Here is a 24,596-nt window from a genome sequence, read left to right as displayed (position 1 = left end):
AGTTATTTAAAAATAAAAATTTTAAAAAGCAAAGGTGAGATTATAATGGGTAAAATTATTGGTATTGATTTAGGAACAACAAACTCTGCTGTAGCAGTTCTTGAAGGTGGAGAATCTAAGATCATTCCTAACAAAGAAGGAAACCGTACGACTCCTTCCGTTGTTTCTTTTAAAGATGGCGAAATTCAAGTAGGGGAAGTTGCTAAAAGACAAGCAATCACTAACCCGAATACTGTGATTTCAATTAAACGTCACATGGGTGAAAACTTTAAAGTTGAAGCTGAAGGAAAAGAATATTCTCCTCAACAAGTTTCTGCTTTTATTCTTCAACATTTAAAAGCTTATGCTGAAGATTATCTTGGCGAAGAAGTAACAAATGCAGTTATTACTGTACCAGCTTACTTCAATGACTCACAACGTCAAGCAACTAAAGATGCCGGTAAAATTGCTGGATTAGAAGTAGATCGTATCGTTAACGAGCCGACTGCTGCTTCACTAGCTTATGGTTTAGATAAAGTAGATACAGATGAAAAAATTCTTGTATTCGACTTAGGTGGCGGAACATTTGATGTTTCCATCCTTGAATTAGGAGACGGGGTCTTTGAAGTATTATCTACTTCTGGAGACAACTTGCTAGGTGGGGACGACTTCGACGAAAAAATCATCGATTACCTTGTTGCTGAATTCAAAAAAGAAAACGGCGTAGATTTGGCTAAAGATAAAATGGCCTTACAACGTTTGAAAGATGCGGCTGAGAAAGCTAAAAAAGACTTATCAGGCGTTTCTTCAACTCAAATCAGTTTACCTTTCATTAGTGCAGGAGATGCTGGTCCATTACATTTGGAAATCACATTAACGCGTGCTAAATTCGATGAAATTACTGATGACCTAGTTGAAAGAACAAAACACCCTGTTCGTCAAGCACTTAAAGATGCTGGACTTTCAAAATCAGATATCGATCAAGTCATCTTGGTTGGTGGATCAACTCGTATCCCAGCTGTTGTAGATGCAGTTAAAAAAGAAACAGATAAAGAACCTAACCGTTCTGTTAACCCTGATGAAGTTGTAGCAATGGGAGCAGCGATCCAAGGTGGGGTTATCTCTGGTGACGTTAAAGATATCGTCTTACTAGATGTTACACCACTATCTTTAGGTATTGAAACAATGGGTGGCGTATTTACTAAACTGATCGACCGCAACACAACGATCCCAACAAGTAAAGCTCAAACATTCTCAACAGCAGCGGATAACCAACCAGCAGTTGATGTTCACGTATTACAAGGTGAGCGCCCAATGGCTAAAGACAACAAAACTTTAGGTCGTTTCCAATTAACAGATATTCCTGCAGCACCACGTGGTGTACCTCAAATCGAAGTTAAATTCGATATTGATAAAAATGGTATTGTAAATGTATCTGCGAAAGACCTAGGTACTGGTAAAGAACAAAACATTACGATTAAATCTTCTTCAGGCCTTTCAGATGAAGAAATCGAACGTATGGTTAAAGAAGCTGAAGAAAATGCTGAATCAGATAAACAACGTAAAGAAGAAGTTGAAATCCGCAATGAAGCTGACCAACTTGTATTCCAAATCGACAAAACCCTTAAAGATCTAGACGGTAAAGTCGACGAAGCAGACGTTAAAAAAGCTGAAGAAGCTCGTGATGAATTGAAAACAGCTCTAGAAAACGATGATCTTGAAGAAATCAAAGTGAAGAGAGATACTTTAAACGAAATCGTTCAAGAAATGTCAGTAAAACTTTACGAACAAGCGGCTGCTCAACAAGCAGAAGCTGAAGGACAAGATGCTGGAGCTCAAGCAGAATCTTCTGATGATGGTGTTGTAGATGCTGAATTTGAGGAAGTCGACGACGAAGAATAATAAAGACTTCTTTAAAAGAACGATCTGAACTGCAATTCAGTTTATTCATGAATCAACCGAATAGTCTGTACGATAAAAAGCCAAAGCTTAGTGCTTTTGGCTTTTTATTCGGATTGTAGTATAGTCATATAGAAGCAAAACATCTAGTAACTCTTAAGAGTATGGAGGATCAAAATGGCAGGAAAAGAAGATTTTTATGATCTTTTAGGGGTATCTAAAGATGCCTCAAAAGATGAAATAAAGAAAGCCTACAGAAAATTATCGAAAAAACATCATCCAGATATCAGTAAAGAAGCAAATGCTGACGAAAAATTCAAGCAAATCACTGAAGCTTACGAAGTATTGAGCGATGATCAAAAACGTGCTGCATACGATCAATACGGCCACGCTTCAACAGATCCGAACTTTGGAGCTGGTGGCGGTTTTGGCGGTGGATTCGGTGGAGGTGCCGGCGGCTTTGGCGGAGGCGGATTTGAAGATATCTTCGATCAATTCTTCGGTGGAGGCGGAAGACGCTCTAGGAACCCGAATGCTCCTATGCAAGGAGATGACTTGCAGTATGTAGTGGACTTGAAATTTGAAGAGGCCATTTTTGGTAAAGAAACCACTGTACGCTATAAGAGAGATGAAGAATGTAATACTTGTGGCGGTGACGGTGCAAAACCAGGAACGAGTCCTCAGACATGTTCTCAATGTGGTGGTGCAGGTGCAATCAACGTTGAACGTAACACACCATTTGGCCGTGTGATGACTCAACAAGCTTGTCCGACTTGTAATGGTACTGGACAAGAAATCAAAGAGAAATGTGATGTTTGTCATGGTTCGGGTCACACGAAAGAGCAACATTCTGTTAAAGTAACCGTTCCAGCTGGAGTAGAAGATGGCAATCAAATGCGTCTTCAAGGTCAAGGGGACGCTGGTAAAAACGGCGGACCTTATGGTGACTTGTATGTTGTATTCAGAGTAGCGGGATCAAAAGAATTTGATCGACGAGGACCAGAAATCTATTATGAATTGCCAATCAACATGGTACAGGCAGCTCTGGGAGATGAACTTCAAGTACCGACTGTTCACGGTAAAGTGAAATTCAAGATTCCTGCTGGAACACAGCCTGGCACAACTTTCCGTTTAAGAGGAAAAGGTGCACCGCGCTTACGTGGTACAGGGAATGGTGACCAACATATTACAATCAATGTAGTGATACCAAAAGATATCAACGACCAGCAAGCAGAACAATTGAGAAAATTTGCCCAAGTTAGTGACTATGATGAAGTTGTAGAGCAAGACGAAGGTACATTTTTTTCAAAAGTGAAAGATGTATTCAAAGATAAACACAAATAATCAATGAAGAGACGGCTAAGTAGTCGTCTCTTTATTATATGTTTTTGAATTTGATTGTACTCTATTCTCATCGTTGGTATAATTAAGAGAACGCTCGTGAAGACGAAGGAATGAGGACTTTATATAATGGATAAAAATCTTGCTCGAAAGAGACAGAAACAAATTAGAAACTTTTCAATTATTGCCCATATCGACCACGGTAAATCTACGCTTGCTGACCGTATTTTACAACAAACACATACGGTAGCTGATCGTGAAATGCAAGACCAATTGTTGGATTCAATGGATCTTGAAAGAGAACGTGGCATCACGATCAAATTGAATACAGTTGAATTGCAATATACTGCCAAAAATGGAGAAACGTATATCTTGCACCTGATTGATACACCGGGACACGTCGATTTTACCTATGAAGTATCTAGAAGTCTGGCTGCCTGTGAAGGCGCAATTCTAGTAGTGGATGCGGCTCAAGGGGTAGAAGCTCAGACGCTTGCCAATGTGTATCTTGCCCTTGAAAATGAACTGGAAATCTTGCCTGTAATCAATAAAATCGATTTACCCGCAGCAGATCCAGAACGTGTAAGAACTGAAGTTGAAGACATTATTGGATTAGATGCTAGCGACGCTGTTTTAGCGAGTGCAAAATCTGGTATCGGAATTGAAGATATTCTGGAACAAATCGTTGAAAAAATCCCTGCTCCTGAAGGAGACATCGATAATCCATTACAAGCACTGATCTTTGACTCAGCGTATGACCCGTACCGTGGGGTTGTACTGAATATTCGTGTGATGGATGGTGTCTTGAAAAAAGGGGACACGATTCAAATTTTAAGTAATGGTAAGAAATTTGAAGTAACTGATCTTGGAATCTTTTCGCCTAAACCATTATCTAGAGATTATTTGATGGTCGGTGATGTTGGTTATGTTACGGCAAACATCAAGACGGTTCGTGATACGCGTGTAGGGGATACTGTTACTCTAGCAAATAACCCAACAACTGAAGCTTTACCTGGCTATCGTCACATGAATCCAATGGTATTTTGTGGTATGTATCCAACAGATTCAGCAAGATACGAAGACTTAAGAGAAGCACTGGAAAGACTACAGTTAAATGACGCTGCACTTCAATACGAAGCAGAAACGTCTCAGGCTTTAGGTTTTGGTTTCCGCTGTGGTTTCTTAGGAATGCTTCACATGGACGTAATTCAAGAAAGATTAGAGCGCGAGTTCAACCTTGACTTGATTACAACAGCACCATCCGTTATTTATCACATCAACAAAACTGACGGTGAGAAAATTACCGTATCAAACCCAGCAGATATGCCTACACCTCAAGAAATTGAATCTGTAGAAGAGCCCTATGTTAAAGCAGTTATCACAGTACCAAACGATTACGTAGGTGCTGTAATGGAAATTGCTCAACGTAAACGTGGTGAATTCTTGACGATGGAATACTTGGATGATATTCGAGTAAATGTATCTTACTATATTCCTTTATCCGAAATTGTCTATGATTTCTTTGACAGACTGAAATCAAGTACTAAAGGATATGCGTCACTGGATTATTCTGAAGCTGGTTATAGAGAAAGTACATTAGTGAAAATGGATATTATGATCCACGGAGAAACAGTCGATGCCTTGAGTTTTATCGTGCATAAAGACTTCTCTTATGCTAGAGGACGCTCTGTAGTAGAGCAACTAAAAGAAACGATTCCTCGTCAGCAGTTTGAGATTCCGATCCAAGCAGCTATTGGACAGAATATTGTGGCGCGTTCAACGGTTAAAGCTTACCGTAAAGACGTTACAGCTAAGCTATATGGTGGAGATGTCACTAGACGTCAGAAATTACTCAAGAAACAAAAAGCCGGTAAAAAACGTATGAAGAATGTCGGCAACGTAGAGATTCCTCAAGAAGCGTTCATGGCAGTATTGAACTTGGATGATGAGTAAGAACTTACACACCAACTTTTAAATCCAATATCATCGAAAATAGTATAAAATCCTACCATCCTCTTATTTCAGTAGAGGCTGGTAGGATTTTTAGTTATCTATCTACTATTATTGTTCTTTAAAACTCTAGGCGAATTTGATAGTAGAATATGTATGAATTCTATTGTCTACTTCGTCAAATGTAAAGTATCAATTAAGTAAAAACAATTTTTAAAAATGATTCTTAAATATTAATTCTCCATCTTCAGTTACATCAATGATGGTTAGTATATGAGAATACCTTTTTGAATTTCCTCCAATATAATGGTTAACAGTATCTGTTTTCAAAGTCCCATCTTTAAGTGCATATTCCATCAAAATATTGTAATCTCTTTCTATTTCTTGAGAGCTAATGGTTTCACCGGTTTCTCCTGGCTGAATTGCGGAAATTGAGCCAAATTCAAAATCTTTTTCTGGTTCTGGATCATCAGGGATACTCGGAGACAAGTAAAATTGAATGGAGGGTACTAATTCATCACTATCATTTTCAACACTAATGGAATTTTCTATTTGAAAAGGCCCATAAAAAAACCGAAATAATAATCCACCTATCAATATAACAACCAATGAGAGCAAAGCAATAATTGTTTTTTTATACATCATATTTTTCACCTCAGTTATGGAATTTTAACTTACTGTCACTAAGTCAATAAGGTATTCTACATCAAAAAATACTATTGTATGAAAATTTTCTTTTAACTATAATTTAACATCTTTTATCTTAAAATATGTGCTAGACTATTTTCAGGAGTGAAATTTCTCATCAATGAATGTCGTTGTATCTTGGTTAATTAAAATTGATAGAAAACCATTGGACTTCATATTAACATATTGACGCTTGATAAAAACGAAATGAGGTGATTGAATGATAGAAGTAAAAATAATTGATGCTACAAATAAAGAGGATATTAAACTAAAGAATGAAGAGTTTCAATTATGGGGACGTATGATTCCTTCCTATGAGAATGAGAAGTGGGCGTATACAGTACATGAATTTGCACCAAAAGATGTGAGCCAAATGTGCTTCCCTGACGAAAATTACCAATACGAAGAAATGAGTAAGAATAGCATTTTCATAGGAGCCTATGATGAAGGTGAGTGTATAGGACTTGCGATCATGCAAGAAGCGTTTTTTAAGTATATGTATCTTTACGACTTGAAAATAAATAAAACACACCGCAAGCAAGGTATTGCCAATATGCTAATAGAGAAAGCAAAAGAAGTGGCGCATCTAAAAGGGTACCGCGGGATATATACGCAAGCACAGGATAACAACCTTTCAGCTTGTATTTTTTACGTGAATACAGGGTTCCATATAGGTGGTCTTGATACGAAGGTATATAATGGAACCGTGCAAGATGGCAAAGCAGATATTTTGTTTTATCTGGATATTTGATAACACGAACCTATCAGTATAAATGCCCATCAATTTTATTAAACCGTTCAATCATTTGTTCATGAGCCGTTGTGTAGCCTGAGCGCCCCATTAAAGTGCAAATACTTTCGATATCGGTTAAACGGGCTTCTCTAATCATTGTAATCAGTCCTTAAATTTTTGATATAATAGGGGATTTCAAATCTAGTAGCTATAGTGATATACTATGTGAAGTACTTGTTAGTAAAAGGACTATAGTCGATTAAAAATTCAATTGTTTTTAATGATATGTAAAGGGTTTAAAGTTAAATAATTTCTAAAAATAACAGAATATTTTAAAAAATATATAGCGTTTATGATACAATATATTATATAGAATTATAAAGGGGGAAGTCCAGCTTAATGGACAGTGGGGATTTATCGAGTATATTGCTCTTAATAGTATTAATCGTTTTATCGGCTTTCTTTTCTTCATCAGAAACAGCCTTTACTTCAGCTAACAGAATTCGGTTGCGAAATGAAGCGGAGAGTGGAAACAAACAAGCTAAAAGAACCTTACACTTAGCTGAAAGATTTGATTCCGTATTATCTACGATTTTAATCGGAAATAACATTGTAAACATTGCGACATCAGCCATCGCTACATTGCTTTTTGTAAAATGGTTTCCAACGTATGGTGCTACAATTGCGACGATCGTGATTACAGTTATTGTGTTAATCTTTGGAGAAATTACGCCAAAAACAATTGCGAAGGAAAAATCTGAAACAATCGCCAAATTTGCTGCTCCGGTTATCCAAGTATTTATGACTATATTCAGACCAGCAATTTGGTTTTTTGAAAAATGGAGAATGTTATTAGATAAGTTATTCGACTTTGATGGTCAAGAAACGATCAGTGAAGATGAGTTGCTTTCAATGGTTGACCAGGCTGAATTAGGTGGAAGTATAGAAGATCACGAACACCAGCTTGTGAGATCAGCGATAGAGTTTGATGACCTTGAAGTCTCGACGATTTTAATGCCTAGAGTGGACGTTGTCGGGTGTGATGTTAATGAAGACGATCGCAAAATAGAAGAATTATTCAGTACGCACAATTTTTCTAGATTGATTATGTACGATGACACGATTGATCACGTTGTCGGCATCCTTCACGAAAAAGATTTTAATCGCTACCTTAAAGCTAAGGAGCGAACGGGTAAGGCAACTTCTATCTTGACGATTATAAAAGAAGTGATTTTTGTACCGCCGGTTATGAATTTATCTAGATTGCTTAGAACGATGCAGTTAAAGAAAACGCATATGGCAATTGTAACGGATGAACACGGTGGGACAGTGGGAATTGCCACCATGGAAGATGTTCTTGAAGAACTTGTAGGTGAAATTTGGGATGAATCAGATGTCATTGAACAAGAAATCTTTGAAGTTGTTGAAGGTGAATCTTATAAAATTAAAGGAACGGCCAAATTAGACAAATTGTTTGATTTGTTCAGGTTAGATGATTCTGATGAATTTATTTCCAATACCGTTAGTGGATTTGTCATTGAAGAATTGAACCGGGTTCCATTTGAAGGTGACCAGTTCACCTATAAAAATATGGAAGTAACCGTTCTTGAAGTGAAAAATAGAAGAGTGCTTGAAATTCAGGTGGACTACAAGAGTATGGATCCTGATTCTGAGTAAAATAGTGGAAGCATGTTGATTATCAGCGTGCTTTTTCTTTATCTATAAAATCTGTAAGGCGAGGGTTAATAGTTTGAATTTAAATGAAATCGATCAAAATAAAAGTACAGAAGAAATCGCAAAACAGTTACTTGGCTGCTTAGTTATTAAAGAAACCGAAGTAGGAAAAGTATCTGGGTGGATTGTAGAGACAGAGGCTTATCTAGGTGTAGAAGATGAAGCGGCACATACGTTTTATGGGAAAAAGACACCAAGAGTTGCGTCCATGTATGAAACAGCGGGTACCGTTTATATTTATAGCATGCATACACATCATATGCTCAATATTGTGACTCAACCTGAAGGAATTCCTCATGCGGTACTTATACGTGCAATTGAACCATTTGAGGGTGAAGATTTGATGTTGATGAACCGTCAGAAACAAGGGGTTGAATTAACAAATGGTCCTGGGAAAATGACAAAAGCTATGGGAATCAACATGGCTGATAACGGAACTACTATAAAGGAAAAACCACTCTATATAGATGAATCGATGAAGAAGATTCCTCAAGTCATCGAAGCTTCTCCTAGAATTGGTATTCCCAACAAAGGAATATGGACACAAGCGCCTTTGAGATACACAGTTGTCGGTAATCCATACGTTTCAAGAAAGCGCGGAAAGGTTTCCGTAGATAATGGATGGAAGACTGTGTTAAAATAAACTGACGCATAACTATAGGAGGGTACAAATTGAAATCAGATCTCGCAACTTATATAGACGATGAACTAAAATCAATTTATCCGGTATTTCAATGGAAAGTTGTAAAAAATACAAAGAAAAGATTGATTGAAGTATATATTACATTCAACGTTAAGGTCGATGAGTCTTTACAGGTTCAAGATGTGACTGGTCGTTCCAACATGCCAGGGTCGATTCAATTTGAAGACGTTATCTGCTTTTACGATCCAGCATACGCACACATTAAGCCGCAAAACTATTTAGAAGCGGTTATCATGAATAGTCATACTGGAATCGAAAAAGGATACGTGGATGCTTGTATTAAGCAATTAAATATCGTAGCTGAAGCAGGAATAACTGAACTTGAAAAATTTGCTTTGGATAACGTATCTGGAGAGTTTAGGCTGGTTTGGAGTGACCGAGATCTTGAAGGTGCTGTTCAAACACTTAAATCACTTGATCGCTATGATGAAGAAAAAATCCAGATGAAACTGGACGAAGAAGAATCATTTATAGATCAAATCAAAAAGGATGAAGCGAATGGTGGAGTGGAAAGAATATAAAGTTTTTATCAATGGTGAGGCCTCTGAAGCTGTCTCTAATATCTTAGTTGAGCTAGGATCAGCTGGTGTATCGGTTGCTGATCGGCAAGACTTTCTAGTTCATCCTGAATACGTTACGGATTCACTTTGGGAATTAAATGAAGATGACTTTCCTGAAGATGGTGTTTTAATTAAAGGATATTTTTACGGCAAAGATGCTTCTGAAGAAACGAAAGAACGGTTGATCAAAAGAATCGAAGAGTTGAAAAACTATGATTTAGACATCAAGGAATTTCAAGTGGAAACTGTGGATGTCGTAGAAGAAGAATGGGCTAATGCCTGGAAAAAGCACTATCATCCTGTTTCGATCACAAGGTATATGACAATCGTCCCTCAGTGGGAAGAGTATACGAAAAAACATGAAGACGAAAAAATTATTACACTAGATCCAGGACTGGCTTTTGGGACCGGAACGCACCCAACAACACAACTATGTTTACAGTCTCTAGAATCCATCGTGCGCGGTGGAGAACATATCCTTGATGTTGGAACTGGATCAGGGGTCTTGACGATTGCTAGCGCACTGCTTGGAGTAGCTTCTATACAAGCATATGATTTGGATGACGTAGCTGTTAAATCTGCTTTAGATAATGTCAAACTAAACCAATTAGACGCTGATATTTCCATCAAACCTAATGACTTGTTAAAAGGAATCGATGTACAGGCAGATATTATCGTTGCCAACATCCTTGCAGAAATTATTTTGAAATTGATTCCGGATGCTTTCAAGAATCTTAAACCCGGTGGGCAATTCTTGTCTTCAGGAATTATTTTAGATAAAAAAGAACAAGTGCTCGAAAGTCTAGTTGCAAATGGATTTGAAATTCAGCAAATCAATCAGATGGGTGATTGGATAGCCATTTTAGCCATCAAACCTGAAGAAGATTAACCATATTATTTTAAATCACTCACTTAGAAAGCAGGAATTTATCAATGGAAAACTTAAAAAGCTATATCGATCACACCGTACTTAAACCAGAAGCAACAGACCTTATTATTCAACAAGCCTGTTTAGATGCAAAGAAATATGATTTCAAAGCAGTATGTGTCAACCCGACATGGGTATCTTATGTTTCTGATTTACTTAAAGGTACAGATGTACAAACTTGTACCGTTATCGGATTTCCATTAGGGGCAAACACTACAGAAATTAAAGTAGCTGAAACGAAACAAGCCATTGCTGACGGAGCGAATGAAGTCGACATGGTTATCAATATTGGTGCAATGAAGAGCGAAGATTTTGGATTCGTACATGACGATATTAAAGCAGTTGTTAAAGCTGCTGGTCATAAAGCCATCGTTAAAGTGATTATTGAAACATCTTTGCTTGAACGTAATGAAAAAATCAGAGCTTGTGAAATCGCTAAGCGCGCAGGTGCTGATTTTGTTAAAACGTCAACTGGCTTTTCAACAGGAGGCGCGACAGTCGAGGATATTAAATTGATGCGTTTATCTGTTGGTCCTGAAATGGGCGTGAAAGCTTCTGGAGGCGTTCGTACTTTAGAAGATGCTAAAGCAATGATCGAAGCTGGAGCGACTAGAATCGGAACATCAAATGGTATCGCCTTAGTCGAAGGCGTAGAAGGTTCTGAAACTTACTAATCTACAGCAGTGTGTTCTTGACTGGTTGAAAGTACAGCTTAAAAACGATATAATATACCTTAGAACCAGCACTGTAAAAAGTGCTGGTTTTATTATCAATACAGTAAAGTTCAACACTAATTTATTCATAAACTATTTAAAAATGAAATCATGAGAAAAGAAGGTAGGATTTATGTCACAAAAAAAAGACTATACTCCTCAAGAAGTTATAGCGCTTTGTTTAACGTATATGAACAGCAAGCACGTAACGTTTGTTAAACAGGCATATGACTTGGCAGAAGAGGCGCATAGAGGTCAGATTCGCAAGTCAGGAGAAGCTTACATCATGCATCCTGTCCAAGTAGCTGGAATCCTTGCAGATCTGAAAATGGATCCCGTAACCGTTGCTACTGGTTTTCTTCATGATGTAATCGAAGACACAGATTATACCTATGCAGATATTTCTAATATCTTTACACCTGAAGTAGCAGATTTAGTAGATGGTGTAACAAAGTTAGGGAAAATCAAATTCAAATCCAAACAAGAACACCAAGCTGAAAATCACCGAAAAATGCTATTAGCTATGGCTCAGGACGTCAGAGTTATATTAGTAAAACTGGCGGACCGCGTTCATAACATGCGTACACTCAAACATCACCGTCCCGAAAAACAAAGAGATATTGCTAAAGAAACACTTGAAATTTATGCACCATTAGCAGATCGCTTAGGTATCAGCCGTATTAAATGGGAACTGGAAGATACTTCATTAAGATACATGAATCCTCAACAATATTACCGCATCGTTCATTTAATGAATTCAAGAAGAGAAGATAGAGAACGCTACATCGAGGATTCAAAAAGTGCGATCGTTGAATCCGTTGAAGAATTAGGCATTAAAGCGAATATCACTGGACGACCGAAGCATATCTATTCTATCTATAAAAAAATGAAACATCAGAAAAAACAGTTCAATGAAATTTATGATCTTTTAGCAATCAGAGTCATTGTTGATTCTATTAAGGACTGTTATGGAGTTTTGGGTGCGATTCATACCAGATGGAAACCCATGCCAGGTCGTTTCAAAGATTATATTGCGATGCCAAAAGCAAATATGTACCAGTCTTTACACACGACTGTACTAGGTCCAAATGCAACGCCTTTGGAAGTTCAAATCAGAACAGTTAAAATGCACGAGATTGCTGAGTATGGTGTGGCAGCTCACTGGGCTTATAAAGAAGGCATTACAGAGAAAATCGATAATGATGACATGTCTCAGCATATTTCTTGGTTCAGAGATATTTTAGAGCTTCAAAGTGAATCAAATGATGCTAGTGATTTCATGGACTCCATCAAACAAGACATCTTTAAAGATAAAGTGTATGTATTCAGTCCTAAAGGCGACGTTATGGAACTACCGTCAGGCTCCAGTACACTAGATTTTGCCTTCCATGTGCATACAGAAGTTGGAAGCAAGTCCATGGGGGCTAAAGTAAACGGCAAAATCGTTCCGTTAAATTATAAATTAAAAAACGGGGATATTGTAGAAATGTTGACGTCTCCGAATTCATTCGGTCCAAGTAGAGACTGGTTAAATTACGTCAATACTTCTAAAGCCAAAAATAAAATCAAACGCTTTTTCAAAACGCAGGAAAAAGAACAGAATGTTGAACGCGGTAAAGATATTCTTGAAAAACAGATTCTTGACATGGGATTCAATCCAAAAGAAGTGATGAAAAAATACGCAATCAAAAAAGTTGCGGAGCGTTTTAATTATCAGCACAACGATGATTTTTTCGCGTCTATCGGTTTTGGAGAATTAAAAGTGGTTACCGTCGCGAATCGTTTAACAGATAAGTTAAGAAAAGAACGTGAAGAAAAAGCACTGCAATTGGATGAAAACAATCCAATAGAAATGAAACAGAAAAAAGAACCGGAAAAAATGAAAATCAGGCATGAAGGCGGCGTAATGATCCAAGGTGCAGACAACTTGCTTGTTCGTTTAAGTAAATGTTGTAACCCTGTACCTGGTGATGATATAGTCGGCTATATCACAAGGGGGCGTGGTGTTTCTATTCACCGAGTAGATTGTCCAAATGTCCATGCTTCAGAAGATGCTGATCAACGTTTAATTGATGTTGAATGGGAATCTACAGGAACTGAAAAGTCTTATAATGCAGAATTACAAGTACAAGGCTATGACCGTTCCGGGTTACTGAATGAAGTGCTACAAGTCATCAATTCTCAAACTGGAAAACTGAACAATGTAAATGGAAGAATTGATAACAATAAAATGGCGATTATTCGTGTGACGATAGGCATTCAAAACTTGGCAGAACTTGAAAAAATTGTTGATAAAGTGAAATCCATTCCCGATGTCTATTCTGTTAAGAGAATCACATCCTGATTTTCAACTTTATTTAATGGTATATTGGGAGGGAAAGCATTGCGTTTAGTTATACAAAGAGTTTTAGAAGCTCAAGTAAAGATCGATAATGAAATTGTAGGTTCCATTGATAAAGGGTTAATGATTCTTGTGGGTGTCGGTGAAAACGACTCAGAAGAAGATGTAGATTACCTCGTTCAAAAAGCGAGCAATATGCGTATATTTGAAGATGAAAACGGAAAGATGAATCTTTCTCTACAACAAGTAGAAGGTTCAATCTTATCTGTTTCTCAGTTCACGTTATATGCCGATACGAAAAAAGGGAATCGTCCAAGCTTTACCCGCTCGGCTAAGCCCGATAAAGCGATCCCGTTATATGAGCAATTCAACGAGTCTCTTAGAAATCAGGGAATTAGAGTTGAAAAGGGTCGTTTTGGAGCGGATATGAAAGTTTCCTTGATCAATGACGGACCGGTAACTATTACAATTGATTCTCAAAATAGGTAAAATGATCTGATAAAAAACTTCAGTATAAAAAAGGGGCCCCGGCTAAATGTGTTGTATTCACTCATTTAGCCGGGGCCTTTTTCGGTTCACGTATTTATAGTATTCACTATCTCACTTCTTTTTATTCAATAACTTAGTCAATGGATATATACCTGCACTTTGTAATACAAATGAGATCAGGATAGAAGCGAATGCCAAGGAAATCAAGATCGGTATTTCACCAGCTGAACTATCCAATGTCCATAGAAGAAGAATCACGGACATGGATCCTTTGATTCCTGACCATGAAAGCATGATCAGAACGGAGAGAATATTACTGAATTTTTTTCTCCATTTAGGCACAGAGTATAAAGTTAAAGCCAAGACTGCAAAGCGAGCCAAAACGGAAAGGACGAAAATAATCAGGGCTAAATACCAATAATCAAAATTCAAGTAAGCGGCTGATTGTATTCCGATAAAGAGAAATAAGATAGAGGATAACAATGGATCGATTACATTCCAGAAGCCTCCTAGCGCGATTCTAAAGGGTCTCTCTTTTTCTTTTTTTGAAAAGGTATTAGATAGCATGATTCCTGAAACCACCGTTGCGAGTACACCAGAAAAGCCAATTTCTTCAGCGAGCAGGAAACTACCGTATGCAATCAATACACTTAACATGACTTGATAGGGTTGATGGGAAGTAATATGCACAGCCTGACTTAATATCCAGCCAAATACCAACCCAACAACGACTCCGCCGATGGCTACAAAGGCAAAATCTTCTACGAAATGAAGGGTAGAAAATCTCCCACCTGATTCTACAAGCGTTAAAAAAACAGTGAATAAAACAACACTCGTTCCATCATTCAACATGGATTCTCCCTCGACAACATCAGCGATTTCATTTGAACCCGAGCTGTGTTTGAGAATAGATACAACTGAAATCGGATCAGTAGGAGCTAGTATAGCCGCGAGTAAAAAAGAGATACTCCAACTGAATGGATAGAAGAAAGAAGTTGCATAGTAGATACCAGTACCTAGTAGAAGAACTGTCGCAATCATCCCTAGAGTACTTAAGGAAATGATTAGTAAGGCATTTTTCTTAAAGGCTTCAGCCGAATACTGATAGGCTGACACAAAGAGTAGGCCTGGGATAAACAATTCGTAAAGAATATCTTTAGAGGTCTCAAATCCTGAAAACAAGGGCAAAAAGGAAAGACCGATACCGATAAAAACCAGCACAACGGGTACAGGAAAATAATACTGTTTTACGTCTATGGTGAAGACGATCATACTGACAAATAATAAAATGATTAATTGGTGAATCACTAATTGCATAAAAATACCTTCTTTCTATTTACTGAGTTATGTATTATTTATTACTTTAACATAATTTTATTTTGAACTTAAAAAATGTTTATGATATCTAAGTCATTAACCACGTATAAAAAGATAAACAAAAGACGGTCAAAAGATAGAGTGAAGCATTCTTCTGACCGTCTTTTATATAATGTATTTATGTTCATTTCAAGCTAATTTGAGAAGTAATCTCTTAATCCCTGGTAGATTGATTCTACAACAGTGGATTGATAGGACTGAGTATTTACTTGCGTGACATCGACATCATGATTCAAGTATCCCAGTTCCAATAAGATAGATGGTTGGGCATTGTTTCTTAAAACGTAATAATCTCCTAAACGAACACCGTTATTAGATAGTGGGCCATTCTGTGCTAGATAAGCGTTGACTGTATCTGCCAGATCTTTTTCGTTGTCGGAGTAATAATAAGTTGTTGTGCCAGTCATCGAATTAGCGATTTCCATCGCATCGAAATGAATACTAATATAAGCATCTGCTGAAGCTTTGTGAGTAAGGTAAACTCGATCATTCAGTGATATAAATGTATCATCATCTCTAGTTAGTAAAACATTTGCTCCGGCGTCTTGAAGACGACGTTGAAGTATTTTGGCGGTACTCAAGGCGATATCTTTTTCGTACAAGCCACTTGCAGAAATAGCACCTGGATCTTTTCCACCGTGACCGGGATCAATCATAATGGTAGCTTCTGATAAATTTGTGACCGCTCGGTTAGTTTGTCTTTCCACTTCTTGAACATTCACTGTCTCAACATTGGATAAACTTGTAACCCAGTTGGCGACAAAACCCGTTCTACCATCATCTAACTGAACTTTATACCAGTCTTGTTCTTGGTCTAAATAAATTAAACGGGCATTAGGCTCAGCTGTTGTTAAAATTTCTGCATCTGTTGAAGCAGCTGCTCGGATATTGGTTTGGACATCACCAACGATGACTTCTTGTGTTGAAGAAGTTTCTTCCGTAGGTTCAGCTGATAATGTATCAATGATTTCCACGTAGTCTTTGTGAATCCAAGCAACTTTACCAAGATACAATACTTGATACCAGTCACCCTCCTCGAAGAGTATAGACAGTTCAGTGTTCTCAAAAACAGTACCAAGGATTTGAGAATCTGTTGTAGCATATTGTCTAATATTAATTTCTTTACCGGTAACTCTGCCGTATCGTTGAGTTTCAGAAGTGATTTCATCATTCTCTACGAGCCATCCAGCGACCCAGCCGATTTCATCGTTTGAGAGCCTAACTTTATACCACTGGTTTTCTTCGTCAAGCACATTCAATCTCTGATTTTCATTGACTTGAGTTACTACATCATAAGAGAGACCAGGTCCAATTCGAACGTTTAATATACTTGCTTTGACCGTAACGCTGTTTTCATTCGCTAATACGATTGTTGAAGCTACCGTAATGCTGAGTAAGAGTAAAATAATGGCTATAAAAAGATTTTTTTTAGGTAAGAATTTATGTAGGGAAGGTTCATTCTGATCCATTCCAGTCATCCTTTCAGAAACACAAAATAAACGCATTTATTACTTTCTATTATAGCAATTAAATTCTTTGATATGCAATATGAATCAGTCACAGTGAAAATAAAAAACCTATATTGACATTAGATTGGCTTTCTTGTAAGCTTATATTCAATATACAAACATAATAAATTACAAATAGACCGTTGAAAGAGACAGTAAACTAAAAGTTACCGATAAAGAAAGGTTCTCCCTGGCTGAAAGAGACCCCTAACTTTTATTTGAAAGACACTCTGGAGGTATGACAGTGAAAAGCTGTCACGTTTAAAAGGCGTTAACTGTTGAGAGAAAGTATGTTTACTTTCTGAAATTAGGTGGTACCACGTGAGTATACTAATATACACGTCCTACTTTTATACAATTGTGTAAAAGTAGGACTTTTTTTATAGATTTTTTTAACAATGGAGGATTAAAATGGGCTATCAAAAACTTAAAGGCACACCAGATTTCTTACCTGAAGACACGAACAAATGGCAATTTGTAGAGTCAAAATCCAGAGAACTATTATCACGCTATCAATTCAAAGAAATACGTACACCGATTTTTGAGCAGTTTGAATTGTTTGCACGTGGTGTTGGAGAAACAAGTGATATTGTATCTAAAGAAATGTATGACTTTTACGATAAAGGAGAAAGACACGTAGCGTTGCGTCCAGAAGGTACAGCGGGTGTCGTTCGTTCTTATGTTGAAAATAAATTATACGGACCAGAACATCAGAAACCGACTAAATTTTATTATATTGCCCCAATGTTTCGCTATGAGCGCCCTCAAAAAGGACGCATGAGACAATTCCACCAGTTAGGTGTTGAAGTATTCGGTAGTCAAAATCCTGAAACAGACGTTGAAACAATGGCGCTGGCAATGGATTTGTTTAAATCTTTCCAGATCAAAAATCTTAAACTAGTGATCAATTCATTAGGAGACGTTGAAACAAGAAAAGTATATCGTCAGGCATTAATTGACTATCTAGAACCTTTTAAAGAAGAACTCAGTAAAGATTCAAAAGAACGATTATACAAAAATCCTTTAAGAGTATTAGACAGTAAAGATAAAAATGATAAAAAAATCGTTCAGTCAGCACCATCGATATTAGATTATTTAGATGATCAGTCGTCAAAACACTTCGAAACGGTCAAAGCCTCTCTTGAAGCACTGGATATCGAATATGTTATAGATTCTAACATGGTAAGAGGCCTAGATTATTATAATGACACGATTTTTGAAATCATGACAGAAGATCCTAATTTTGGATCAAACACCACAGTTTGTGCGGGTGGTCGTTACGATAAGCTTGTAGAAGAAGTCGGAGGACCTGAAACAGCAGGTTTTGGCTTTGGAATTGGCTTGGAACGTTTAGTTATGCTGCTTGAGAACGCGCAATTTGAGTTTCCTGTAATTGATGCATTAGATGCCTTTATCGTTACAATCGGAGAATCAACAAATAAAGAAGCAACGAAACTAGCACACGCCTTAAGAAAGAACGGAATGAACGTTGAACGTGAATTCTTGAATCGTAAACCAGCAAAACAATTCAAAACAGCTGATAAGTTAAATGCTCAGTATGTATTTACTTTAGGTGAAAACGAACTCGCTGAAGGAACAGTTAACATTAAAAAACTTTCTACAGGAGAGCAAATCAAATTAGCCTTGAGCGATTTGTATAGTGAAGATCATGAAGATCTTACTGCTGAAATAGAATCTAGATTAAAAAAATAGGAATGGTGAAGCATATGAAAAGAACGATGTATTGTGGAGAAGTAAGAGAAGAGCAAGTTGGAGAAAAAATCACACTTTCTGGGTGGGTTCAAAAAAGAAGAGACTTAGGTGGAATGATCTTTGTTGATTTAAGAGATAGAGAAGGTCTTGTACAAGTCGTATTTAATTCAGATAAATCAAAAGAAGCTTTTACGATTGCGGAATCTTTGCGCTCTGAATTTGTTGTTGAAGTAAGGGGTACAGTGGTTAAGAGACGGGAAGGAACAGTTAATACTTCATTACCTACTGGAGAAATCGAACTTGAAGCAACAAGCTTATCTATTTTAAATAAAGCTAAAACTCCACCATTTGACTTGCAAGATACAAACGGTGTGTCAGATGACCTTAGACTGAAATACAGATATTTGGATCTTAGAAGAAACAAAATGAAAGAAAACATGATCATCCGTCATAAAGTAAAAAAAGTATTCAGTGACTTCTTAGATGAACAAGGATTCTTGGATATCGAGACACCTTACCTAACAAAATCAACGCCGGAAGGGGCGAGAGACTATCTTGTACCTTCAAGAGTGCACGAAGGAAAATTCTTCGCACTTCCCCAGTCACCTCAATTATTTAAGCAACTATTGATGGGCGCTGGACTAGACCGTTATTACCAAATCGTTCGTTGTTTTAGAGATGAAGATTTAAGAGGGGATCGTCAGCCAGAATTCACTCAAGTCGATATTGAAACAAGTTTTGTCGATGAAGAAGAAATTCAAGAATTGATGGAACAGTTGCTCGTTGAAGTCGTTAGAAAAACTAAAGGTACAGAAATCACTAGACCATTTGCGCGTATTTCATATGATGAAGCAATGAACCGTTTTGGTAGCGATAAGCCAGACACAAGATTTGCTATGGAACTTGTTGAATTGGGAGATGTAGTTGCAGATTCAGATTTCAAAGTATTCTCTAGTACTTTAGAAAACGGTGGAATTGTTAAAGGATTGACCGTCAAAGGTGCTGCAGATCAATTCTCGCGTAAAAATATTGATGCACTAGGAGAAGTTGCTTCTATATACGGTGCTAAAGGATTAGCTTGGATGAAAGTTACTGCTGAAGGCTTTAGTGGGCCGATTGCTAAATTCTTTAATGATAAACCCATTACCACTGAATTACAAGAAAGAATGCAGGCGGAAGAAGGGGATTTGCTATTATTTGTAGCAGATAAGCCTAAAGTTGTGTTTGACGCGCTTGGAGCGATCAGAACGCATCTTGGTAAAGAACTGAACTTGATCGATGAAGATGAGTTGGCCTTTTTATGGGTAGATCAATGGCCACTTCTTGAATATGATGAAGAAGCGGGTAGATATAGTGCTGCGCATCATCCATTCACGATGCCACTTGAAAAAGATATTGAAAAACTAGAAACTGATCCTCAAAGTGTTTATGCGAATGCCTACGATATCGTATTAAACGGATATGAGATTGGTGGAGGCTCTATTCGTATACACCAAAGAGAGTTACAGGAAAAAATGCTTAGTGCATTAGGATTCTCAAAAGAAGAAGCGGCTAACCAATTCGGATTCTTATTAGATGCTTTGGAATACGGATTCCCACCTCACGGAGGAATCGCCTTTGGATTAGATAGATTAGTGATGATCCTTGCTAAAGAAAAGAATATCAGAGAAGTTATTGCCTTCCCTAAAAATGGAAAATCAATTGATCCACTGACAAATGCACCTTCTTTCGTATCTGATAGCCAGCTTCAAGAATTATCACTAGAAGTAACGAAAAAAGAAGGAGATTCATAAAAAATGGTTCTTATCGGTTCACATGTAGGGATGAAAGGTAAACCTATGTTACTAGGATCGGCAGAAGAAGCCGCATCTTATGAAGCCAAAACGTTTATGATTTACACGGGTGCTCCTCAAAATACAAGACGCAAAGATATATCAGAAATGAATATCGAGTCAGGTCAAGCTTTTATGAAAGAGAATGGCATTGATGTTAATGATATCGTCGTTCATGCACCTTATATCATTAACTTGGGGAATACGGTTAAACCTGAGAATTTTGGTTTTGCAATAGAGTTTATGAAAGAAGAAATCAAAAGAGCTGAAGCTCTCGGGGCGACTCAAATGACGATGCATCCGGGTGCTCACGTAGGTGCAGGTGTAGATGCTGCGATTGATCAGATAGCAAAAGGGTTGAATGAAATTCTTCATGAAGATCAAACAATCCAGATTGCACTGGAAACTATGGCGGGTAAAGGAACGGAAATCGGTAGAAACTTTGAAGAACTAGCTAGAATCATTGAAAAAGTAGAGCTGAAAGATAAAGTATCCGTTACTTTAGATACGTGCCATACGCATGATGCAGGATATGATATTAAAGATGATTTCGATGGTGTATTAGAAGAATTTGACCGTATTATTGGACTAGATCGATTGAAAGTCCTCCACATCAATGATTCTAAAAATGTGAAAGGTGCCGCGAAAGATCGACATGCTAACATTGGATTTGGAGAGATCGGATTCGAAGCGCTGAGTAAAGTCGTGCATCATCCTAAACTAGTATCTGTTCCAAAAATTCTTGAGACCCCTTATGTAGGGGAAGATAAGAAAAATAAAAAAGCACCTTATGGTCATGAAATTCAAATGCTCAGGAATAACGTATTCAATCCTAATTTACTTCAAGAAATTTTTGAAGAAAAAGACTGGAAGTAATTCAATATCTTAAACTCGAAAAACTGGAATCTAACCATTCAGTTTTTCGAGTTTTTTTATAGAAAAAAGGTCAGTCTATGTTGTTAGACTGACCTTTATCGTTATATTTAAGTGAGTAAATCTAGACTTTTTCGTTAACCGGTAGTTGCTTGATATATTTGGTTGGTGTTTGACCGGTAATTTTCTTGAACACTTTCGTGAAATAAGAATGACTATTGAATCCAGATAAATTAGCAACTTGGCTTAACTGGTAGTTTCCAAGATGGAAATAATATTTAGCCAAGTATATTCTTTGCTGGTTCACATAACCAATAAAAGTCGTACCTGTTTCTTGTTTGAATTTACGAGCAAGATGTACAGGGTGCATACCAAAAATTGAAGCAATATTCGTTAAAGTCAATTCGCTAGTAAGGTTTTCAGTGATATAACTTACTACTTCTGTCATCGCACTAGAATAAGTCAAAGTAGAGAAATCAATCACTGCCTGGCAGTATTCTCTATAGATTTCATAATATACATTTTCTCTTAGATATTGAATAGATTCAGCATCTTCAATAAGAATAGAGAAGCGCTCAGATATCAAGTGAAGATAAAGTGGTAATACGCCCCCATTTTTTGCAGCAATTCTACAGTAAGTGTTAACGATGATTAATTGATTCTTGAAATTTCTTAATTGATGTTCAATACCTTCTTCTGCAAGATACTCAAGTACCTCATCAAGATTAATAATGTTCAGCGTATCTTCAAGCATTTCACGATTTCCTTCAGTAATAGCATCTGTTACTTGGTCCTCAATCAAGTAACGGTAGCTGAAAGCATCGCTATTCAACTTTTTAAGTTTATCAACGCGTTCTTTTTTGAATAGTTCTTTTACTTCTACCTTATCCATAATACACGACCCTTCTTTGTAAAATTAAGTTTATTTCTCCCATCTATCTTGATTAAATATACCACAAATTCGGAATAAATAAAGTTCTTTTTTTAAAAAAGCGGACTAAATTAATCAAATTTTATTCTGCAATTTTATTCTAATATACAAAGTCCCATTAACTGGTGGTTGTAACTAAATTAATTTATCAGGAACTTCCTAGTCAATTTAGAATTAAAATAACACTTATTATAAACTTGTACATACAATTTATTGTAATTTTATAGTTTAAAAAAATATCTATTCACTTGTAAAAAACGCTTATCTTGTCATATGTATGACATTTTTATCAATGATGATAAGTAAAACTTATCGTTACAATATTGAAGTACATTAAGCCTTATCTTTTTACAACATTATAATGCGGTGGTAACATTCTAGGTAAGACAACCTTATCATTTCGTAGTTGATAAGGTAACTAAGGAGATGATTCATCAGATGGAAAGAAGATTTGAAGGTACGTTTCAGACTAAAAAAGAGATAAAAGCTGAAATAAAGAGATTAATCAATGAAGAAAACTATTCTGCCGACGAACTTTTAGTCGTAACAGTTAAAGATAATAATGAACTGTCGAAAAACGATACTTTGGAATCTGTTGAAGTTGATTTAGTAGATTCAGAAGAAAATGGTTCATTCTGGGAGAAAATCAAAGAAACCTTATCTTTTGGAACATATGACTCCGACGAAGCTCATAACTCGCTTGAAGAACATGGCGTTCCGCATGAGATTGCTGAACACCATATCGAAGCACTGCAAGCTGGCGAAATTGTATTACTAGCGAACAGTGATGCACCAAGTCATACGGAGTTATCAGAAGTAAATAAAAACGTAACTAATGAGGAGAATGATCAAGATATGAAAGATAATCAGACTAATCCAATAGAAGAAGAAAGCAAAGAAGTAGATGCCGTAACAAACGAGCAAAAAGATGTAAAACCTACGGATGTGGATACGAGCGAAACAGATCCTAAAAATATGAGTGGCGGTATTGATCCTTCACAAGCTCAAGATACTAGAGAAGAAGATAAAGTAGAAACAAATGAATCAAATGAGTCTAATCAGGGTACTGACAAGTCAGATGATCAGGATCACACTACAACTGAAGATAGTGGAGAATCATTAGATAAAAATCCTGATTTAACTGGGGAAGAGACAACTGTTGTATCAGAAGAATCTAATCATGGCTATCCTGAAAATGTAGCAAAGGGTGTCGTAAAACCTGAATCAAATAGTCCATTGAATGCTGAACCAAAATCTGAAAAAAGTCCTTCAGAAAACACTGAAATGCCAGAAAGTGATGCTAAGTATACCGACGACGATGCTAATGATGCCGGTATGAAAGAAGAACCAACAGAAAAATAAGCATAAGTGAATGCACTATACTAAAAACAACTTAAAGGAGTAATGACAAATGACTGAAGAAAATATCGTAAAAACTCAAGAACCGAAAAAAGATTACTTGATGGATGACGAATCAGAAAATATGCGTCGTGAGCCAGTAGTTGAAAATGAAGAATATAAATCAGCCGATAAACTTAAAGATAAAGTGGCAATCATTACAGGTGGCGATTCTGGAATCGGAGCAGCTACGGCTATACTTTTTGCCAAAGAAGGTGCAAAAGTAGCTTTCACTTATCATTCTTCCGATGATGATGCTGAAAAGACTAAAAATCGCCTTCAAGAAATTGGCGCTGATGTATTAGTATTTAAAGGTGACGTTGGTGATGAGAAACACGCGGCTGAAGTTACTCAAGAGGTCGTCTCTAAATGGGGATCTATTGATATTTTAGTGAATCATGCCGGGGAGCAAATGTATCAAGAGTCTATCTTGGATATAACTGCTGAACAAGTGGACAGAACTTACCGTACAAATATCTTTAGTATGATTTATTTTGTTAAAGCTGTTTTCCCTCACATGAACGAAGGTGGAAAGATTATCAATACTTCCTCTGTAACAGCTTATAAAGGTAATCCAAATCTACTAGACTATTCTGGGACGAATGGAGCGATTGTATCCTTTACGCGTTCATTGTCTCAAAACCAAGAGTTCACTAATAAAAAAATCAGAGTGAACACTGTAGCACCAGGACCAATCTGGACACCACTTATTCCAGCAACATTCCCAGAAGAAGAAATTGCTAGTTGGGGTAAAGATGGTGCACTTGGAAGACCAGGGGAAGCTTATGAATTAGCACCTGCTTATGTATTCCTAGCAAGTGATGATTCTAGTTACGTAACTGGGCAAACTATCCACGTTAATGGTGGAGTTATTGTTAACGGATAATTTTAGAAAGAATACTTGGAG

Annotated in this window: 20 protein-coding genes and 1 other annotated feature; of the genes, 16 read left to right on the top strand and 4 right to left on the bottom strand. The window is 37.0% G+C overall.

Annotation, left to right across the window (positions count from 1 at the left end; all coding sequences use genetic code 11):
- Positions 1-45: 45 nt before the first annotated feature.
- The 3 genes from dnaK (at position 46) to lepA (ending at position 5,172) form a co-directional block, all read left to right on the top strand.
- Positions 46-1,881: a molecular chaperone DnaK gene (dnaK, locus tag LG377_RS07900; protein ID WP_225744125.1), complete on the top strand. Its 1,836-nt coding sequence runs from the start codon at positions 46-48 to the stop codon at positions 1,879-1,881.
- A 174-nt stretch (positions 1,882-2,055) separates the two neighbouring features.
- Positions 2,056-3,222 (top strand): molecular chaperone DnaJ, encoded by a 1,167-nt coding sequence (dnaJ, locus tag LG377_RS07895; protein WP_225744124.1) that lies wholly within the window; start codon positions 2,056-2,058, stop codon positions 3,220-3,222.
- A 126-nt stretch (positions 3,223-3,348) separates the two neighbouring features.
- The gene (lepA, locus tag LG377_RS07890) at positions 3,349-5,172 is read left to right on the top strand and encodes a translation elongation factor 4 (RefSeq protein WP_225744123.1); all 1,824 of its coding nucleotides are present in this window, start codon (positions 3,349-3,351) and stop codon (positions 5,170-5,172) included.
- A 210-nt stretch (positions 5,173-5,382) separates the two neighbouring features.
- Here the strand turns inward: lepA and LG377_RS07885 are convergent, their stop codons facing one another.
- Positions 5,383-5,811: a hypothetical protein gene (locus tag LG377_RS07885; protein WP_225744122.1), complete on the bottom strand. Its 429-nt coding sequence runs from the start codon at positions 5,809-5,811 to the stop codon at positions 5,383-5,385.
- 265 nt (positions 5,812-6,076) lie between these two features.
- Here LG377_RS07885 and LG377_RS07880 point away from each other — a divergent pair, with 265 nt between their 5' ends.
- The 8 genes from LG377_RS07880 to dtd all read left to right on the top strand — a co-directional run bounded on the left by LG377_RS07880 (position 6,077) and on the right by dtd (position 14,057).
- Entirely contained in the window at positions 6,077-6,607 is a 531-nt protein-coding gene (locus tag LG377_RS07880) for a GNAT family N-acetyltransferase (RefSeq protein WP_225744121.1), read from the top strand.
- 381 nt (positions 6,608-6,988) lie between these two features.
- Complete coding sequence (locus LG377_RS07875; RefSeq protein WP_225744120.1) at positions 6,989-8,266, top strand: HlyC/CorC family transporter; 1,278 nt, start codon at positions 6,989-6,991, stop codon at positions 8,264-8,266.
- Positions 8,267-8,306: 40 nt separating this feature from the next.
- On the top strand, positions 8,307-8,966 hold the full coding sequence (locus tag LG377_RS07870) for a DNA-3-methyladenine glycosylase (RefSeq protein ID WP_370632566.1): 660 nt from the start codon (positions 8,307-8,309) through the stop codon (positions 8,964-8,966).
- A gap of 29 nt (positions 8,967-8,995) precedes the next feature.
- Positions 8,996-9,547 carry a DUF3013 family protein gene (locus LG377_RS07865; protein ID WP_225744118.1) on the top strand — a complete coding sequence of 184 codons (552 nt, stop codon included), beginning with the start codon at positions 8,996-8,998 and terminating at the stop codon, positions 9,545-9,547.
- Positions 9,525-10,475, top strand: a complete 951-nt coding sequence (gene prmA, locus LG377_RS07860) for a 50S ribosomal protein L11 methyltransferase (protein WP_225744117.1) — start codon at positions 9,525-9,527, stop codon at positions 10,473-10,475. The genes LG377_RS07865 and prmA overlap by 23 nt, the downstream gene beginning before the upstream one ends.
- Positions 10,476-10,519: 44 nt before the next feature.
- Complete coding sequence (gene deoC, locus LG377_RS07855) at positions 10,520-11,188, top strand: deoxyribose-phosphate aldolase (RefSeq protein ID WP_225744116.1); 669 nt, start codon at positions 10,520-10,522, stop codon at positions 11,186-11,188.
- Between the two features lie 172 nt (positions 11,189-11,360).
- Positions 11,361-13,571 carry a bifunctional (p)ppGpp synthetase/guanosine-3',5'-bis(diphosphate) 3'-pyrophosphohydrolase gene (locus LG377_RS07850; RefSeq protein WP_225744115.1) on the top strand — a complete coding sequence of 737 codons (2,211 nt, stop codon included), beginning with the start codon at positions 11,361-11,363 and terminating at the stop codon, positions 13,569-13,571.
- Positions 13,572-13,610: 39 nt separating this feature from the next.
- The gene (gene dtd / locus LG377_RS07845) at positions 13,611-14,057 is read left to right on the top strand and encodes a D-aminoacyl-tRNA deacylase (protein WP_225744114.1); all 447 of its coding nucleotides are present in this window, start codon (positions 13,611-13,613) and stop codon (positions 14,055-14,057) included.
- A gap of 111 nt (positions 14,058-14,168) precedes the next feature.
- Here the strand turns inward: dtd and LG377_RS07840 are convergent, their stop codons facing one another.
- Together LG377_RS07840 and LG377_RS07835 are read right to left on the bottom strand one after the other, a co-directional pair.
- Positions 14,169-15,374 carry a sodium:proton antiporter gene (locus tag LG377_RS07840; protein ID WP_225744113.1) on the bottom strand — a complete coding sequence of 402 codons (1,206 nt, stop codon included), beginning with the start codon at positions 15,372-15,374 and terminating at the stop codon, positions 14,169-14,171.
- Positions 15,375-15,568: 194 nt separating this feature from the next.
- On the bottom strand, positions 15,569-16,903 hold the full coding sequence (locus LG377_RS07835) for an N-acetylmuramoyl-L-alanine amidase (protein WP_225744112.1): 1,335 nt from the start codon (positions 16,901-16,903) through the stop codon (positions 15,569-15,571).
- Between the two features lie 173 nt (positions 16,904-17,076).
- Positions 17,077-17,292 (top strand) — a binding site (T-box leader).
- A gap of 61 nt (positions 17,293-17,353) precedes the next feature.
- Between LG377_RS07835 and hisS the strand changes: the two genes are divergently transcribed.
- The 3 genes from hisS to LG377_RS07820 are packed head-to-tail and all read left to right on the top strand — an operon-like array spanning position 17,354 to position 21,363.
- The gene (gene hisS / locus LG377_RS07830) at positions 17,354-18,655 is read left to right on the top strand and encodes a histidine--tRNA ligase (protein WP_225744111.1); all 1,302 of its coding nucleotides are present in this window, start codon (positions 17,354-17,356) and stop codon (positions 18,653-18,655) included.
- A gap of 14 nt (positions 18,656-18,669) precedes the next feature.
- Complete coding sequence (aspS, locus tag LG377_RS07825) at positions 18,670-20,448, top strand: aspartate--tRNA ligase (protein ID WP_225744110.1); 1,779 nt, start codon at positions 18,670-18,672, stop codon at positions 20,446-20,448.
- 3 nt (positions 20,449-20,451) lie between these two features.
- On the top strand, positions 20,452-21,363 hold the full coding sequence (locus LG377_RS07820) for a deoxyribonuclease IV (protein WP_225744109.1): 912 nt from the start codon (positions 20,452-20,454) through the stop codon (positions 21,361-21,363).
- Between the two features lie 121 nt (positions 21,364-21,484).
- Here LG377_RS07820 and LG377_RS07815 read toward each other — a convergent pair whose 3' ends face one another.
- The gene (locus tag LG377_RS07815; RefSeq protein WP_225744108.1) at positions 21,485-22,252 is read right to left on the bottom strand and encodes a helix-turn-helix domain-containing protein; all 768 of its coding nucleotides are present in this window, start codon (positions 22,250-22,252) and stop codon (positions 21,485-21,487) included.
- Between the two features lie 477 nt (positions 22,253-22,729).
- Between LG377_RS07815 and LG377_RS07810 the strand changes: the two genes are divergently transcribed.
- Both LG377_RS07810 and LG377_RS07805 read left to right on the top strand, forming a co-directional pair.
- Positions 22,730-23,653, top strand: coding sequence for a general stress protein (locus tag LG377_RS07810; protein WP_225744107.1), 924 nt, complete (start codon positions 22,730-22,732; stop codon positions 23,651-23,653).
- A gap of 49 nt (positions 23,654-23,702) precedes the next feature.
- Entirely contained in the window at positions 23,703-24,575 is an 873-nt protein-coding gene (locus tag LG377_RS07805) for an SDR family oxidoreductase (protein ID WP_225744106.1), read from the top strand.
- The last annotated feature ends 21 nt before the right edge of the window (positions 24,576-24,596 follow it).

The sequence above is a fragment of the Marinilactibacillus sp. Marseille-P9653 genome (assembly GCF_916618885.1).
Classification (GTDB): Bacteria; Bacillota; Bacilli; order Lactobacillales; family Carnobacteriaceae_A; genus Marinilactibacillus.
Note: the sequence above shows the minus strand (reverse complement) of the source record. Positions and strands in the feature narration are given on the sequence as shown.

What these genes read in the sequence shown, in the direction of transcription:
- dnaK (WP_225744125.1), top strand. Translation starts at nt 46, where the DNA reads ATGGGTAAAATTATTGGTATTGATTTAGGAACAACAAACTCTGCTGTA.
- dnaJ (WP_225744124.1), top strand. Translation starts at nt 2,056, where the DNA reads ATGGCAGGAAAAGAAGATTTTTATGATCTTTTAGGGGTATCTAAAGAT.
- lepA (WP_225744123.1), top strand. Translation starts at nt 3,349, where the DNA reads ATGGATAAAAATCTTGCTCGAAAGAGACAGAAACAAATTAGAAACTTT.
- LG377_RS07885 (WP_225744122.1), bottom strand. Translation starts at nt 5,811, where the DNA reads ATGTATAAAAAAACAATTATTGCTTTGCTCTCATTGGTTGTTATATTG.
- LG377_RS07880 (WP_225744121.1), top strand. Translation starts at nt 6,077, where the DNA reads ATGATAGAAGTAAAAATAATTGATGCTACAAATAAAGAGGATATTAAA.
- LG377_RS07875 (WP_225744120.1), top strand. Translation starts at nt 6,989, where the DNA reads ATGGACAGTGGGGATTTATCGAGTATATTGCTCTTAATAGTATTAATC.
- prmA (WP_225744117.1), top strand. Translation starts at nt 9,525, where the DNA reads ATGGTGGAGTGGAAAGAATATAAAGTTTTTATCAATGGTGAGGCCTCT.
- deoC (WP_225744116.1), top strand. Translation starts at nt 10,520, where the DNA reads ATGGAAAACTTAAAAAGCTATATCGATCACACCGTACTTAAACCAGAA.
- LG377_RS07850 (WP_225744115.1), top strand. Translation starts at nt 11,361, where the DNA reads ATGTCACAAAAAAAAGACTATACTCCTCAAGAAGTTATAGCGCTTTGT.
- LG377_RS07840 (WP_225744113.1), bottom strand. Translation starts at nt 15,374, where the DNA reads ATGCAATTAGTGATTCACCAATTAATCATTTTATTATTTGTCAGTATG.
- LG377_RS07835 (WP_225744112.1), bottom strand. Translation starts at nt 16,903, where the DNA reads ATGGATCAGAATGAACCTTCCCTACATAAATTCTTACCTAAAAAAAAT.
- hisS (WP_225744111.1), top strand. Translation starts at nt 17,354, where the DNA reads ATGGGCTATCAAAAACTTAAAGGCACACCAGATTTCTTACCTGAAGAC.
- aspS (WP_225744110.1), top strand. Translation starts at nt 18,670, where the DNA reads ATGAAAAGAACGATGTATTGTGGAGAAGTAAGAGAAGAGCAAGTTGGA.
- LG377_RS07820 (WP_225744109.1), top strand. Translation starts at nt 20,452, where the DNA reads ATGGTTCTTATCGGTTCACATGTAGGGATGAAAGGTAAACCTATGTTA.
- LG377_RS07815 (WP_225744108.1), bottom strand. Translation starts at nt 22,252, where the DNA reads ATGGATAAGGTAGAAGTAAAAGAACTATTCAAAAAAGAACGCGTTGAT.
- LG377_RS07810 (WP_225744107.1), top strand. Translation starts at nt 22,730, where the DNA reads ATGGAAAGAAGATTTGAAGGTACGTTTCAGACTAAAAAAGAGATAAAA.
- LG377_RS07805 (WP_225744106.1), top strand. Translation starts at nt 23,703, where the DNA reads ATGACTGAAGAAAATATCGTAAAAACTCAAGAACCGAAAAAAGATTAC.